This is a genomic window from Paraburkholderia terricola (assembly GCF_900142195.1).
Classification (GTDB): Bacteria; Pseudomonadota; Gammaproteobacteria; order Burkholderiales; family Burkholderiaceae; genus Paraburkholderia; species Paraburkholderia terricola.
Genome location: NZ_FRAB01000051.1, coordinates 1 through 13,713, shown reverse-complemented (window position 1 = coordinate 13,713; position 13,713 = coordinate 1). Strand labels below are relative to the sequence as shown.

The following is a 13,713-nucleotide window of genomic DNA, read 5'->3' as shown; positions in this document are numbered from 1 at the left end:
CTGTGCTCCTGTGGCACGCCGGGCGGCGTGCCTTTGCGTTGTTGTAGGTCTGCCGGCTGCTTACCGTTCAGCCAATATACGAGCGCGGCGATGCGATAACAATTCGAGTATTTGAAAGGGTGATAACAAAAGCGAATCGGGTGACGTGGGCAGCGCCACTATCGACGTGCGGCCCTCATGCCTTTTCGGCAAGCGAGGTCGCAACGGTTTGGATAATCAATGTATAGGGCGGGCGCGTTCGGGGGCAGTTCTTTAGAACGGTCCGCGGCTGGCGAGGTGAGCGTATTCATCCTTGAGCATTTGAATGCGGTGCCGATACGCCGCGACAAGACATGCCTCGTTCGCCCCGCATTTCTTGCGCACATTCAGCCATGCCTGCTGCTCGTCCTGCATGTTGCCGCGCGCGCCCATGGCAACGAGACCCGTCAAGGTTTCGTAGCGGACGGTCATTTCGACGTCCAGTTCGCTCAGTTGCCGGGACGCGCATATCGCTTTTTCGTCAGGCAGACGCGCCTCGTTGCAGTCGAAGCCGGCAGCCAGTGCGGGAACCGACGCCAGCGTGAACGCGGTAAGGAGCGCCACGCGCGCGAGCCGCCCGATGCCTCGTTCAATCTCGTGTTCAATGCCGTGAATGCGTTGCGGGTTCATCATTCTTCCTGGCATGGCCGGACAGATTGTCCTGTTCATGTTGACCGCGCCTGCCATGCGATGTTCCGCGCAACGCGCGGTTCACGACTGACCGTCGGGACACGCCGGACATGCGATCGTCCCCGCAGCCGCCTTTCGCGCGCTTCTGCCGAAACTGGCCAGCGCGGCCAGCCCCAGCAATGCGAGGCCGCTGCCGAACAGGAAGTCGACGGCAATGCCCACATGATCGACCACCATGCCGCCCACCAGCGACCCCAGCGCGATAGCGACCTGAATGATGCTGACGAACAGCGCCGAGCCCGCTTCCGGCGAATCCGGCGTGGCGCGTTGAATCCAGATGCTGAAGCACAGCGGCAGCGCGCCGAAGGCAATGCCCCACGCGAGCACGAGCGCCACGACGCCGAGCGGCGAATGCTGCAGCAGCGGCAGCGAGACCAGCGCGAACATCAGCAGCGCGATCATCACGCCCAGCGAAATTTTCAGGTTGCGCGTGACCGTCGACGACACGGCGAAGTTCGAGATGAATCCAATCATGCCGAAGCCGAGCAACAGCCAGGTGATGGTCGGCATCGTCAGATTGGCATTGCGCAACAGGAACGGCGTGATGTACGTGTATGAGGAAAAATGCGCGCCGAACACGAGCGCCACCATCAGCATGCTTTTACGCGGATGCGGCCGGCGCAATAGCCCCACCAGATCGCGCAGGCGCAATGCCGCGCTCGACGGCAACGAAGGCACGAAGACGAACTGCGCCACCAGCGCAATGGCCACGAGCACGCCGGTCGCCATGAACGAGGCGCGCCATGACGCGAAGCTGGCAATGAACGTGCCGAGCGGCACGCCGATGACGGTGGCGCAGGTTACGCCGGTGAGGATCGTGGCCATGGCTTTCGCCGAGTCTTTCGGCCGCACGAGGCGGGCCGACGCGGCCGTGGCGAGCGTCCAGAAACCGCCCAACGCGGCGCCGAGCAATGCGCGGCCGATCAGCATGACAACAAAGCTCGGCGCAAAGGCCGAAATCAGATTCGACGCCAGCAGTAACGCGGTGAGTAACAGAAAGACTTGCCGGCGATCCATGCGTCCCGCCACCAGCATCAGACCGGGCGCGGAGATTGCGGCGATCACACCGGGCACGGTGACCATCAAGCCAGCGGTGCCGGGCAATACACCCAGTTCCGCCGCGATGCGCGGCAAGAGTCCGACCGGCAGAAACTCCGTGGTGACGAACGCGAACGCGCCGATTGCAACGGCCACGACCGCGAGCCACGAACGCAGGGACGACGCGGCCCCATCGTCGGACGAGGCGCTGCTCGCCGACAGGTTGTCTTCCATCAACATAGGATTGTTTGCGAGTTATTCAACAACGGGTGGAATTAGAGCGGCTTCACCTGACTAATCGATTCACGCACCGTAACCACGATTAAAAAAGCAGGCTCTTAATGGCCTGCCTGTGATTGCGATTCGGAAAATCAGCGGATGAAAACGAGAACGGAACACACCATAACATCGTATTAATTCGCCCGCTGACGACGCCGGAAAATCGCAGTCGGGGGTGGGGTTATTCGAAGGCAAGGCGCGAGACTTGCTCATCCCGCGCCTTGCTGCCTGCTGACGTTTTAGCGACCGAAATAGATCCTGCATTGCGAGCCGGAACCACACGGGCGGCTCTGTCCGCCGCCGGCTTCCGAACGGCCCGCGGCCACGCCGCCATATCCCACCGTTCCCGCGGCGGGCGTCGCGTTCTGCCCGGTGCCGCCAAGCGGCACATCGGTCGTGGCTTGCGCCGATTCGTTCGCGTCCTTCATCAGCGTCTGGCCCGACGTACCGGCGCCCTGCTCGCCCTGGGCCGCACCGGCCGCTGTCGGCGCGAGAAAGAGAACGGCGCTTGCCAATGCCATCAATAGAGCTAGTTTCATGTCCAGACTCCCTGCAATCCGGCGCAGCAGTTCCCGTCCTCCACAAAGAATCGGTCTGTGAAAAAGCGCCTCGTGGCCCGATCGAGCCGGCGGGCGAATCAACCTGATACGTGACTGCTGCGGCGAGTCACCGAACTAAACGAGTGATTAGTTGCCACACCTGTAACCGATGTCGAACGCTTGCAGATAGTCGGAATCGGACACTCAGGCCGGCAACGCGGAATTTTGCTCCGCAATTTCGTTATAGATCGGCCAGCAAGGAATTCAATCCCGGCGGTCCCGGCCCCTGTCGGCATCTATTTGGTGCGATAGGCCGCACGCGAAAACAAAAACCGCGCGGCCGGCGTGCATTGCTTCAACAGTGCGTTATGATGCTGGCATAATGAAAAAAATCGGCGTTCGCGCCAAACCCGCCGGGAGACGGGGCGCGGAGATCAAGCCGGCCGTTCGTTAATCAGTGCATCGTCAGCATCGTTTTCCCAATTGCGCCGTGAGGCTCATCCAGCGTGATTGCCGCGCGGCGGAACCGGTGCGCTTGTCCATCCATTCACTGATTGGCATAGCCAGATTCATGGCGGCACGAGCGGGCATTAGCCTTATGCGATTTCTTTTGAACGATGGTTTTTTAACGCTGCCAGTGGCATTTCCTTCGATCAATCACCTACCCGCGAGCCGGCCCCATTCAGATGGGTTCCACGCTTTCGCGGCTTTCCCTTGCAATCTGTAATTGACAGAACGCCGGACGCTTTAGAAGGACGAATATCTTATGGACGAAAGGAAGCGAGATAGCATGATTGCGTATCTCCGCCACCGCATGGAAGAGTTTGGTATCGAACCGGAAGACCTTGCTGCCGTGCTGGCCGCCGAGCCGGCAGCGCAAAAGGCCGAACGCTACCGGAGCGCCACGGGAGATAGCTGGGACGGCCAGGGTGAAATGCCCCAATGGCTCAAACAGGCAATCAGCGCGGGTCAATCAATCGACCACTTCGAAATGTCGGCCAAGCCGTCGCCCCCACCGCAATCGAAGAAAAGGGTGGACTGGCAAAACGACCCCTTCGCGGGCAGCCCGCTCGCGCGTTCGAATAACGGCTAAGCCGCCGGGTGGCCGGGGTTGTCATTGCGCCAGCAAAATGCCGCTGTCGCGCGCCGGCGCCTCGATGCGTGAGGCTGCTTCCCGCATCGGTGCGGCGTACTGCGGCAATGCAATGAATGCGCTCACTCGGCGCACGATCTGCCAGAACATCTTTTCGAACAGGCGGAGTCGCTGCGCGTCCGATACGCCGTCCACCAGCGGATCAGCAAGGGCCCAGTTCAAAAGCTCGGGTTCGCCGGGGAAAAGAGGCGCATGATGTCCGGCGACGCGCTCGTCCATGGCGATGACGAGGTCCATCCGCGGCGCCCATTCGCCGGTGAACTCCAGCCAGCTTTTCGGGCTGAGCGCGCCGAGCTCAGAAATGCCGGGACGCAATTGCGCGAGCGCGAACGGATGAACCGCCGCGGCCGGCTCGGGCCCCGCGCTGAACGCATCGAATCGATGTCCCGCCAGTTCGCGCAGCAAAGCTTCGGCAATGATGCTGCGCGCTGAATTCTCGCGACAGAGAAACAGCACCTTATATTTTTTGGTCACGCTTACCCCGTACCCTTGGTCTTTTCGTGTTTTTAGTGTTTTGGTGTTCCTGCGCGCCACTGTACCGACCGAGTCTTGCGCCCTCGTGACACTACGATGTCTCGATTTTTGACGCCACGGGATTTTTACCAGGGTTTCGACTAGCTGTGCAAAAGGCAAGTCTCAGCGCGCGCGATCACTCGCGCGTCACCAAAGGTCAACAAAGATCACCAAGGGGCTTCTCTTCAGACGGAAGCGTCGGTATCGGTTCCGCCTGATACGGTGCGGTTGGCGGCATCGGCGGCGGCGTCTGCCGCGGCTGCCGGCAAGGGCTCGAACAACATGGCCGCCGGCTGTTGATTGATCGCCTTGACGCCATTGGCGATGCCGGGCGCCGCCACGTAGGGAATGAACGCCGCGAGCGCGACCACAACGATGAAAGTGAACATGGCGGTTCGTCTCCCAGGACATTTTATTAATTCTAGAGTCCCGGATTCGAACGCCGAAGCCCGCCTTCCATATCAATTCGGTCTATTTCTATCGCCTGACGGCCAGTGAATGAGCCGTGCATGGCCTCATCAAAACCGCAAGCCATTCAGGAACTGGAACCAGAGGCTGCCCAATGCGCCGGCCGGGTGTGCGTCGCTGGCGGGTTCTTCGCGTTTGCCTTGATCGGCGCGGTGGCTTGCCGCTTCATGAGTCGTTGCAGCGTCCTTTTTCACCGGAGTGGCCGCAGCCTCGGTTTCGGCCTGAACCTCTTCGACACCCTCGGCCCGCTCAGCCTCGGCGGCGAGGTCCGCCTTTGCGGCCTCGCGCCGCGCTGCCTGCAAGGCCGCCACGCTGTCCGCGATCTGCGCGGCTCGCCGCGCCTCGCAGCGACGCCCCAGCAGCACGCCGAATAGCACGTCGCGATTGTGGCCTTCGTCGGCGAAACGCATGGCGAGCGAGACCATTTCCGCATACGCCGCTTCGTCGGCCGCGCGCGCCGCCGCCTCGCGTTTCGCTTGCGCCTCCTGCCGGCGTGCGCGCTGCGCTTCCCAGCCGCGCATCTGCTCGGCATAGACCGCGTCGTAGACCTTGCGCTGCGCGGCATCGGAGAGGATCGCGTACGCGTCCTTGATGTCCTGGAAGGCGGCGCGCGCCACTTCTTCCGCGCCGCTGTTGCGATCGGGATGCCACTTCATCGCGGCCTTGCGATAGGCGCGCTTGATCTCTTCGTGGGTGGCGTGCATGGGCACGCCGAGCGTGTCATATAGGGTTGTCATCGCTTGCTCGACCTCGCCTGGAATCGCTTCGCGGAGCATCGTAGCATGCGAAAGACAGCCTTATCGTGAAGCGGCCGGCGTTCGGGCCGCGCAACATCCCAGGGCAAAAAAAGGCCTCGCCACTGACGCAGCGAGGCCCAATCCCATGTCAAGGAGATGTCATGGAGGAGACGATCCGATCATAGCCGCGCGTCGTCGCGCGCCCAAACAATCGTTCTCCCTATGCTTATTCGGTCTCGATGGAAGTGCATTGCAGCGCGCGTCGCGCCTGCCTTCCGGCGCTCGCGGCAGGGCCGTGAGCGTGTCGTAAGCCGCGCGGTTATATCGTTAGAACAAAAAGTCGCTTCGTTCGGCTGCCCGCGATCATTAACATGACACTTCAAAGTCCGGTTCGCCCCGGCCCGTCTGCGCGCAAGCCCGCGCCAGCGTACCGTGAGCCGCTACCGAAGGAGCGTTTTCGTTGACCAGTTTCAATCATCAGCGCCGGCCGCTCGTCGTCGGCATCGGCGGCACCACGCGCGCCGCCTCGTCCACCGAGCGCGCGCTCGGCTTCGCGTTGCGTGGCGCCGAGGCCGCCGGCGCTGACACCCGTCTGTTCGGCGGCACGTTCCTGCATAGCCTGCCTCACTACGCGCCGGAAAACCCGCAACGCACCGCCGAACAGCTCGAACTGATCGAAGCCGTGCGCCACGCGGATGCGCTGATCATCGCCACGCCCGGCTATCACGGCGGCGTATCCGGTCTCGTCAAGAACGCGCTCGACACACTGGAAGAACTGCGCGCCGACGAGCGTCCGTACCTGGATGGCCGCGCGATCGGCTGCATCGTCACCGCGTATGGCTGGCAGGCGGCCGGCTCGGTGCTGACGTCGCTACGTTCGATCGTCCACGCGTTGCGCGGCTGGCCGACGCCGTTCGGCGCCGGCATCAACACGCTGGAAACCCGCTTCGATGCCGTCGATACCTGTTCCGATGCGAAGGTCGTCGATCAGCTCGCCACGGTCGGACAGCAGGCCGCGCAATTCGCGCTGGCGTTCAACGGGCATCGCACGCCGAGCGTGGCGGCGGTTGGCGGCGCGGCGATCAAGGAGGCGCAACCGGCTCGGTTGCTGCACGCGGTTTAGTATCTTTTTTGCATGGCGTCGCGGCGCGGTGGGCCTCCGCGCTTGCGACCGGGCAATAGGCCTGGGCGTTTGCCTGGCCGCTTTCGTTGTTTCGCCCGATCTCCGTTCTCCGTTCTCCGTTCTCCGTTCTCCGCTCTCCGTTCTTCCGTCAACCGCTCGCCCGCTTCGAGTCCACCCGCAGACCGTTGCCGCCCTCGCTCTTCCGCAACCACCGGTTCCACGCCACACCCCGCTCACCAGAACAGTGCGCCACACAACAGACCGTGCCCGCGCAACGCCGGATAGTGTCCAGAACCTCGCTGATTTGCTTACGACGAAACATTGGTTCACCCGCTGCGCGCCACGGCCTACGCTTGACCCTGTCCGCTGATTCAGCGGCCGCCCGACGCCACGCAACGGTGTCGCATGCGCCGGCATCCGGGCATCGCATGCGTGCACATTCACCGCCACGATCATGAACGCACATATCCGCTACAAGGGCTACGAAGTCGCACCGGCTGCGCAACAACTGCCCAATGGCCTGTTCGCCGCCAACCTGACCATCGAGAAAACCACCGCGAGCCACGGCCAGGCCTACTCGTTTGACGCGCTCGATTATTTCTTCGACGAGGAACACGCGCTCGCCTACGCATTCCGCTGGGGACGCATGTGGATCGATAACCACCAGTAGCGTCGGCGACCGCCGATAGCGGCAGCGATCCGCACACCGTGGCGCGGCAAGCGCAACCTGGCGCAATCGGGCGAGCGACCACCAAGCATGCGGCGGCAAACAGCGGCAAGCAGCGGCAAGCAGCGGCCCGCATTGCGTCACTCCGGCATCCTGTTTCAAGCGGTTGTGCCAGAATAGGCGACACATCGAGCTCGCTCTCTCTGTACGCCGCCATGTCCGACACACTGATAGAAGATGTTGCCGACGACCGCACCCTGCGCCATTGGACATTCACCGGCGCCGCCCGCGTGAAGTTCGGTTCAGAAGCGCACAAGCAGATGTTTTGCCGCATGCTGCTTGAAACCCACAACCCCTATAAACCAGCCGTACTCGAATGGCCAGCGCTCGAGCCGGACGCGCTCGAACGCCTGTGTTCACTGCCCATCTGGGACATCGCGGTGCAAACCGAAGGCCGCGCCTCGATCAACGTCCACACCTATGCCGCCCAAGTGAGCGACCCGCTGCTGCGCGAAGCGATCCGCATGGATGGCGACGAGGAAGCGCGCCACAAGCGCGTGCTCTCCAAACTGATCGCCGCTTACGGCATCGAGATCGCCCCCGAGCCGGCCTATCCGGCGCCGCGCGACCCCGAGTGGGCGTGGATGCGCACGGGCTATAGCGAGTGCATCGACAGCTTCTTCGCGTTCGGGCTGTTTCGTTCGGCGCAGCAGTCCGGCTATTTTCCGGAGTCGCTCGTCGAGACCTTCGAGCCGGTGATTCAGGAAGAGGCGCGCCACATTCTGTTCTTCGCCAACTGGGTCGCATGGCATCGGCGCACCATGCCGCTGTGGCGCAGGCCGTGGCATGCGCTGCGCGTGCTGGCGATCTGGACCGTGCTGATCTGGGAGCGCGTGGCGATCGCCAAGGGTATCGACGCCAACGGCGTCGTGCACGATTCGAATTTTCTGCCGGCCAACAGCAGCGTGATCGGCGAGGCGCTGAACGCGCGCGAGATGATCGAACTATGCCTCGCGGAAAACGAGCGGCGCATGAGCGGCTACGATGCGAGACTGCTGCGTCCGAAGCTGGTGCCGGCGCTCGCACGCCTAGTGCTGCGCTTCATGAAATCCTCGCGCCGACCAGGCACGCCACCTTAAGGAGACGCAGGCCATGCCATGGACCGTCGATGCACAACTCGCGCTCACCGCCACCGAAGCCGTCGCCGCGATCCAGTCCGGCCGCCTCAGCGCCACCGACTATGCCGCCACGCTGCTCGCGCGCGCGGCGGCGCTCTCGAGCCTCAATGCGCTGACCGTGATCGATCTGGACGGCGCGCTGGCCGCCGCGCGGCGCATCGACGCATTGCCGGCATCGGAGAAAGCACGCTTGCCGCTCGCCGGCTTGCCGATCGTCGTGAAGGACAACATCCATACCGCGGGCTTGCAAACCTCGGCGGGCACGCCCGCACTCGAGCGCTTCGTGCCGAAGACGAACGCGCCGTCGGTGCAACGGCTCGTCGACGCCGGCGCGATCGTGCTCGGCAAGTCCAATATGCACGAGCTGGCGTTCGGCATCACGAGCACCAACCTCGCCCCGCATGCGGGCCCGGTGCGCAATCCCTACGATCCCTCGCTGATTCCGGGCGGCTCGTCGGGCGGCACCGCGGCGGCGATTGCCGCGCGCATCGTGCCCGCGGGTCTGGGCACCGACACCGGTGGCTCGACGCGCATTCCCGCCGCGCTGACGGGCACCGTGGGCTTTCGTCCGTCGGTCGGCAATGGTGGCGCCGAGCGGCGTTATCACGATCCGCTCGCCGTGGTGCCGATCAGCCACACGCGCGACACGGTCGGACCGATGGCGCGCACCGTCGCCGATATCGCCCTGCTCGACGGCGTCATCACCGGCGCCGGAGCGTTGCCGGCGCTGACGCTGAACGGCTTGCGCATCGGCTTGCCCGCGCCGCTTTGGGAAGGGCTCGAACGGCAGGTGGACGACGTGGCGCGCGCCGCGTTGAAGCGGCTGGAAGCGGCGGGCGTGGCGTTGGTGCCGCTTGCGATGAGCGAGCTGGAAGATCTGAACGCGAGGGTGGGCGGTCCCATCGCGATTCATGAACCGCGCGAGGACGTGCTGGCCTGGCTCATCGCCAACGACGCGCCGGTCAGGACGCTCGCCGACATGGCGGCCCGCATCGCGAGCCCGGACGTGCGGGCGATCTACGACGCCGTGCTCGACGACGCGCTCGGCGCACGCTACGACGCGGCGCTGAACCTGTGGCGTCCGCGCTTGCAGCAGTACATTGCCGCGACTTTCGCCGACGAGCATCTCGACGCGCTGCTGTTTCCCACCACCCGCCTCGCCGCGGTGCCGATCGACGAACTGAACGGTTCGTCGACGGTCTCGATCGACGGCTCCGCCCCCATCGACACCATGGACGCGTTCCTGCGCAATACCGATCCGGCCAGCACGTCCGGCATTCCCGGGCTTTCGCTCGCCGCGGGCATGACCGCGAGCGGCTTGCCGGTCGGCCTCGAACTGGATGGGCCGCTCGGCGAGGATCGCCGGCTGCTGGCGATCGGTGTCGCATTCGAACGGTTGCTCGGCGTGCTGCCGGCGCCGGTGCTGTAACGCCGACGCCGATGACACTGCCGATGAGAACAACGACAAGCGATACGCTCGCCTCCGCCCGCACCAGGCGGCCCCTGTTGCGCAGCGCGGCCGCATGGGCCGCGGCACTCGTCGTCGCGCTCGCCGCCGGCGCGTGCGCGCGCCTCGCCGCGGTCGACTCCAATGCGTTGTGGAAGATCGTCGATCTGCGCTGCGTGCCGTCGCAACAGGCCACCGGCACGCCGGGCCAATGCACCGCCGTCGATCTCGACAGGCGCTATGCGATTCTGAAAGATATCGTCGGCCGCTCGCAGTATCTGCTGATTCCGACCGACCGCGTCACCGGTATCGAAAGCCCGCTCCTGTTCGCGCCGCATGCGCGCGACTATTGGGCCGACGCGTGGGCGGCGCGGCGTTATGTCGAGAAGTCGGTCAAGCGCTCGCTGCCCGACAACCAACTCGGCCTCGAAATCAACTCGAAGTACCGCCGCACGCAAAACCAGCTGCATATCCATATCGATTGCATGCATGCCGAGGTGAGCGCCGCGCTCGCGCGTCACGCGAAAGACGCCCCCGGCGAATGGCGCTGGGATACGCTCAACGGCAACCGCTACCGGATCATGCGCGTCACCACCGTCATGCAAGCAGGCAATCCGTTCAGCCTCGTCGCGCGAGACAATCAGAATGTCGAGGCGATGGCCATGCAAACCATCCTCGTGACGGGCGCGGGAGCATTCGCCGACAAGGACGGCTGGCTCGTCGTGAACAGCGGCATGGAGGTCGACAACGGCACCGGCTCGGCGGAAGGCTTGCTCGACCACGCGTGCCGCGTGGCGGACGGCGCCTGAGCGCCGGTCGCTTCGTCATTGCAGCGCCCGTGTAGCCCGTGTAGCGTGGCGCAAGCGGTTGCCTATGCACGATCGGGCAGATGCATTGCCGAACAAAATGGTTCTGCTGCCGCGCATTGGTCCGTAGGATCGGTCCAAACATGCACTCCGACCGATCCGGCTCATGGCGACTTACCTCGACGATACGCAACGCAAGGCGCTCGCCCGGCTGGCGACAAGCTGGACGTGGCGCACTCAATGGCCCACGTGGACGCTGATCGTCACGATCTACAGCGGATGGTTCGGGGTGGCGACGCATGCGCGCGATTTCGGCTTGCCGCTGACCACGGTGCTGCTCGCCTTGTTCGGCACGTGGTACATGTCCTTGCAGCACGAACTGCTGCACGGTCATCCGACCCGTTCGCCGTTCGTCAACGCCCTGCTCGGCGTCGCGCCGCTGGCGGTGTGGTTTCCCTACGGCGTTTATCGTGATTCGCATCTTCAGCATCACGACGATCCGCATCTGACGAATCCGCAGCGCGATCCTGAAAGCTATTTCGTCAGCCACCGCATGTGGCAACGCGCGCCTCGGCCAATTCGCATGCTGCTGATGTTGCGCAATACGTTTATCGGGCGTCTGCTGGTCGGCCCGGCATTCGCTATCGCGGCATCGGGCGTGGATGCGTTCCGAAAGATCAATCGCGGCGATTGGCGCGACGTGCCGGCATGGCTCGCGCATTTCGCCATGCTGGCCGCGCTCACGTTCTGGCTGCAACGATCATGCGGAATACCGGCATGGGTGTTTATCCTCGGCGCGGGGTACGGGTCGTTGTCGCTGGGCTCGATCCGCTCGTTTCAGGAACATCGCGCGGCGCATGCTTGCGAACATCGCACGGTCATTAACGAAGCCGCGTGGTGCTGGCGGCTGCTGTTTCTGAACAACAACTATCATCTGGTTCATCATGATCTGCCGCACGTGCCGTGGTTTGCACTTCGACAGGTTTATGAAACCTCCCGCCAGCACTACATCGATCGATCTGGAGGCTTTCTGGTCAAGGGTTACAGCGAATGGTTCAGGCTCTACGTGTTCGCTCCGGTTGCAAGTCCGGTTTATGGAGACCTGTCCCGCTTGATCCCGAACGACCCCACTGCTTCCCGCAGATTTGCGGGTAAATTGCGGGTAAAATTCATGGTAGTTGTCCGTCAAGGTGAACTCCATGAAGCTGACCTACCTACTCCTGCTGCACGCCAAACCGCAAGACAAGCCCTATAAGCTCCGTGACCGCGACTCCATGTACATGCGGGTGTCGACTTCGGGTTCGAAGGCATGGAAATTTGACTACCGGCTGGATGGCAAGGATTGCAGTTATACACTTGGGCGATTCCCTGATCTGTCGATAAGCGACGCCCGCCAACGTCGCAACGAAGCGGCCAAGCTGGTGGCGTCCGGCATCCACCCCAAGGCCTATGAGAAGCAGTTGCAACTGCAGACGATCACACACAACAAGAATACCTTTTGGTCCGTCTGCGAGGACTGGATTGAAGAAAATCGCGACAGGTGGAGCGAATACTACTGCGGGCAGGCCATACGCTTTCTCTCACGCTATGTGAAAGATTCGCCGCTCGGGAAGATGCCCGCACGCGATATCAAGGTGGCCCACGTCTATGACCTGCTGCAGTCGATTGCCAAGCGCAAATCCCTTTCAGGTGATGAACGCAAGGCCGGGGGTGCGCCGCACATTGCAGTGCGACTGCGTCAGCACCTTAACGCAATTTTCAGGCTGGCGATTATCAGCGGGCGAGCCGATAACAACCGATTGCGGCTCTGAAGGTCTCAGACGTACTGACACTTCCAGCTACGCGTCACAATCGTGCGCTAGAGACCGATGAACTGATATGACTTTCCGTGTCAATTGGAATCGGTTTTCGTTTTCCTTTGGTGGATGCATGAATTTCCTGGAGGCGGCGTAGCAGTAAGTCTCGACGGTGGATCGCACTGAATTTCCGGACTCACGCGTGCCGGGTATCTGTAGCTCCAGGCGGCCTCGACGAGCAGCTTTCTTGCATAGCTGTTACCGTTCTTCGTGATGCTGCCCTGGCGCCGCCGCTCACCCGAAGAATGTTCTGACGGCGTCACGCCCAGCCAGGCCATCAGCTGGCGCGGGTGCTCGAAGCGGGAGAAGTCCCCCAATTCGGAAAGCATGCCCACGGCGGTGATGAACTGTATGCCGCGCATGGTCTGCAGACCCAGAATGGCCGGATAGAATCGCCAGCCGACGACAGCTTCGTGCAAGGTCGCCTCGAGGCGCTCACATTGCGCAAACCTGTCTTCAATCGTGCGACGGCACTCGTCGAAGGCCAGTTGCTGCCAGTGGTTTGGAAATGCAAATACGCTTATCCATCGCCGGTGCGCGGGACCCCAGTTGGCGTTACCTGAGTAGCGGACTCCATGCGATAGCAGGAAGGATTTCAATCGCTGGCGGGCCTGTCTGAGATCTGCTTTCGCTGCCGCCCATGTGCGCGCCAGATCCCGGAATGCCTCATCTTCAACATCCGGTACGTGTACCGCTGACAGGTCGCCAGCGCGCAGTGCGCGTGCGAGCTTGACCGCGTCGCGTCGGTCCGTCTTGACACGCTCACCCGGTTTCTTCGGGATCAGGGACGGCGCGCATACCATGCAGTCGAATCCTCTCTCGACGAATTCCCTGTAGAGTCCATAGCCGCAGGGGCCGGCTTAGAGGGTGTTAGGCACTTTTGTTAAGGGCTGCAAAGTGGATAAGCATAAGCACGGAGAAGACGACGAAGTGCAAACCAGCCAGGGTTTCGGGCAATCGCTCGTAGTCTCTGGCCAGTCGACGGAAGCGGTTGAGCCAGCCGAAGCTGCGCTCGACCACCCAGCGACGCGGCAACAGCACGAAGCCCTTTTTCGCCTCCGACAGCTTGATTACCTGAAGCTCGATTCCTTCATCGAGTGCCGCCTGCGCAGGCTCTTCGCCGGTATATCCCTGATCGGCGAACGCCACCTTGACCGTCTGGCCCGTGGCCTGCTGAACCTGACGCGCCAGTTCACCGACC

The 13,713-nt window shown here is 62.9% G+C and carries 15 protein-coding genes and 1 pseudogene; 8 read left to right on the top strand and 8 right to left on the bottom strand.

Annotation, left to right across the window (positions count from 1 at the left end; genetic code table 11):
* Positions 1–252 precede the first annotated feature (252 nt).
* From BUE39_RS28985 to BUE39_RS28975, 3 genes are all read right to left on the bottom strand, one after another.
* A complete protein-coding gene (locus BUE39_RS28985) occupies positions 253–687 on the bottom strand; it encodes a lysozyme inhibitor LprI family protein (RefSeq protein WP_235004991.1) in 435 nt (144 codons plus the stop codon).
* A 42-nt stretch (positions 688–729) separates the two neighbouring features.
* Positions 730–1,986 carry an MFS transporter gene (locus BUE39_RS28980; protein WP_073432101.1) on the bottom strand — a complete coding sequence of 419 codons (1,257 nt, stop codon included), beginning with the start codon at positions 1,984–1,986 and terminating at the stop codon, positions 730–732.
* Between the two features lie 278 nt (positions 1,987–2,264).
* The gene (locus tag BUE39_RS28975; protein WP_073432100.1) at positions 2,265–2,564 is read right to left on the bottom strand and encodes a hypothetical protein; all 300 of its coding nucleotides are present in this window, start codon (positions 2,562–2,564) and stop codon (positions 2,265–2,267) included.
* A 766-nt stretch (positions 2,565–3,330) separates the two neighbouring features.
* Here BUE39_RS28975 and BUE39_RS28970 point away from each other — a divergent pair.
* A complete protein-coding gene (locus BUE39_RS28970) occupies positions 3,331–3,657 on the top strand; it encodes an H-NS histone family protein (protein ID WP_073432099.1) in 327 nt (108 codons plus the stop codon).
* A 21-nt stretch (positions 3,658–3,678) separates the two neighbouring features.
* Here BUE39_RS28970 and BUE39_RS28965 read toward each other — a convergent pair whose 3' ends face one another.
* The 3 genes from BUE39_RS28965 to BUE39_RS28955 form a co-directional block, all read right to left on the bottom strand.
* On the bottom strand, positions 3,679–4,191 hold the full coding sequence (locus BUE39_RS28965) for an arsenate reductase/protein-tyrosine-phosphatase family protein (protein WP_073432098.1): 513 nt from the start codon (positions 4,189–4,191) through the stop codon (positions 3,679–3,681).
* A 224-nt stretch (positions 4,192–4,415) separates the two neighbouring features.
* Positions 4,416–4,619 carry a hypothetical protein gene (locus BUE39_RS28960; RefSeq protein WP_073432097.1) on the bottom strand — a complete coding sequence of 68 codons (204 nt, stop codon included), beginning with the start codon at positions 4,617–4,619 and terminating at the stop codon, positions 4,416–4,418.
* Positions 4,620–4,748: 129 nt separating this feature from the next.
* Positions 4,749–5,435: a J domain-containing protein gene (locus BUE39_RS28955; protein ID WP_073432127.1), complete on the bottom strand. Its 687-nt coding sequence runs from the start codon at positions 5,433–5,435 to the stop codon at positions 4,749–4,751.
* Positions 5,436–5,895: 460 nt separating this feature from the next.
* Between BUE39_RS28955 and BUE39_RS28950 the strand changes: the two genes are divergently transcribed.
* The 7 genes from BUE39_RS28950 (at position 5,896) to BUE39_RS28920 (ending at position 12,467) form a co-directional block, all read left to right on the top strand.
* Entirely contained in the window at positions 5,896–6,558 is a 663-nt protein-coding gene (locus BUE39_RS28950) for an NADPH-dependent FMN reductase (RefSeq protein ID WP_073432096.1), read from the top strand.
* A 454-nt stretch (positions 6,559–7,012) separates the two neighbouring features.
* Positions 7,013–7,228, top strand: coding sequence for a transcriptional regulator (locus BUE39_RS28945; RefSeq protein ID WP_073432095.1), 216 nt, complete (start codon positions 7,013–7,015; stop codon positions 7,226–7,228).
* Positions 7,229–7,440: 212 nt separating this feature from the next.
* On the top strand, positions 7,441–8,364 hold the full coding sequence (locus tag BUE39_RS28940) for an aminomethyltransferase (RefSeq protein WP_073432094.1): 924 nt from the start codon (positions 7,441–7,443) through the stop codon (positions 8,362–8,364).
* A 13-nt stretch (positions 8,365–8,377) separates the two neighbouring features.
* A complete protein-coding gene (gene iaaH / locus BUE39_RS28935; RefSeq protein WP_073432093.1) occupies positions 8,378–9,832 on the top strand; it encodes an indoleacetamide hydrolase in 1,455 nt (484 codons plus the stop codon).
* 23 nt (positions 9,833–9,855) lie between these two features.
* Positions 9,856–10,659 (top strand): CDP-diacylglycerol diphosphatase, encoded by an 804-nt coding sequence (locus tag BUE39_RS28930; protein ID WP_090518857.1) that lies wholly within the window; start codon positions 9,856–9,858, stop codon positions 10,657–10,659.
* A 163-nt stretch (positions 10,660–10,822) separates the two neighbouring features.
* Complete coding sequence (locus BUE39_RS28925; RefSeq protein ID WP_073432091.1) at positions 10,823–11,911, top strand: fatty acid desaturase; 1,089 nt, start codon at positions 10,823–10,825, stop codon at positions 11,909–11,911.
* Positions 11,856–12,467 (top strand): tyrosine-type recombinase/integrase, encoded by a 612-nt coding sequence (locus tag BUE39_RS28920; RefSeq protein WP_073432090.1) that lies wholly within the window; start codon positions 11,856–11,858, stop codon positions 12,465–12,467. Before BUE39_RS28925 ends, BUE39_RS28920 begins: the two co-directional genes overlap by 56 nt.
* Before the next feature lie 167 nt (positions 12,468–12,634).
* Here BUE39_RS28920 and BUE39_RS28915 read toward each other — a convergent pair.
* Positions 12,635–13,372 (bottom strand): annotated as a pseudogene (locus tag BUE39_RS28915) (IS110 family RNA-guided transposase); the annotation flags it as partial.
* A gap of 10 nt (positions 13,373–13,382) precedes the next feature.
* Positions 13,383–13,713 (bottom strand): transposase (locus BUE39_RS28910; protein ID WP_143169530.1); only part of this gene is annotated, 331 nt, incomplete at its 5' end.

Excerpts from the sequence above, each read along its gene's own strand:
- BUE39_RS28985 (WP_235004991.1), bottom strand. The coding sequence starts at position 687 with ATGAACAGGACAATCTGTCCGGCCATGCCAGGAAGAATGATGAACCCG.
- BUE39_RS28980 (WP_073432101.1), bottom strand. The coding sequence starts at position 1,986 with ATGTTGATGGAAGACAACCTGTCGGCGAGCAGCGCCTCGTCCGACGAT.
- BUE39_RS28975 (WP_073432100.1), bottom strand. The coding sequence starts at position 2,564 with ATGAAACTAGCTCTATTGATGGCATTGGCAAGCGCCGTTCTCTTTCTC.
- BUE39_RS28970 (WP_073432099.1), top strand. The coding sequence starts at position 3,331 with ATGGACGAAAGGAAGCGAGATAGCATGATTGCGTATCTCCGCCACCGC.
- BUE39_RS28960 (WP_073432097.1), bottom strand. The coding sequence starts at position 4,619 with ATGTTCACTTTCATCGTTGTGGTCGCGCTCGCGGCGTTCATTCCCTAC.
- BUE39_RS28955 (WP_073432127.1), bottom strand. The coding sequence starts at position 5,435 with ATGACAACCCTATATGACACGCTCGGCGTGCCCATGCACGCCACCCAC.
- BUE39_RS28945 (WP_073432095.1), top strand. The coding sequence starts at position 7,013 with ATGAACGCACATATCCGCTACAAGGGCTACGAAGTCGCACCGGCTGCG.
- BUE39_RS28940 (WP_073432094.1), top strand. The coding sequence starts at position 7,441 with ATGTCCGACACACTGATAGAAGATGTTGCCGACGACCGCACCCTGCGC.
- iaaH (WP_073432093.1), top strand. The coding sequence starts at position 8,378 with ATGCCATGGACCGTCGATGCACAACTCGCGCTCACCGCCACCGAAGCC.
- BUE39_RS28930 (WP_090518857.1), top strand. The coding sequence starts at position 9,856 with ATGAGAACAACGACAAGCGATACGCTCGCCTCCGCCCGCACCAGGCGG.
- BUE39_RS28925 (WP_073432091.1), top strand. The coding sequence starts at position 10,823 with ATGGCGACTTACCTCGACGATACGCAACGCAAGGCGCTCGCCCGGCTG.
- BUE39_RS28920 (WP_073432090.1), top strand. The coding sequence starts at position 11,856 with ATGAAGCTGACCTACCTACTCCTGCTGCACGCCAAACCGCAAGACAAG.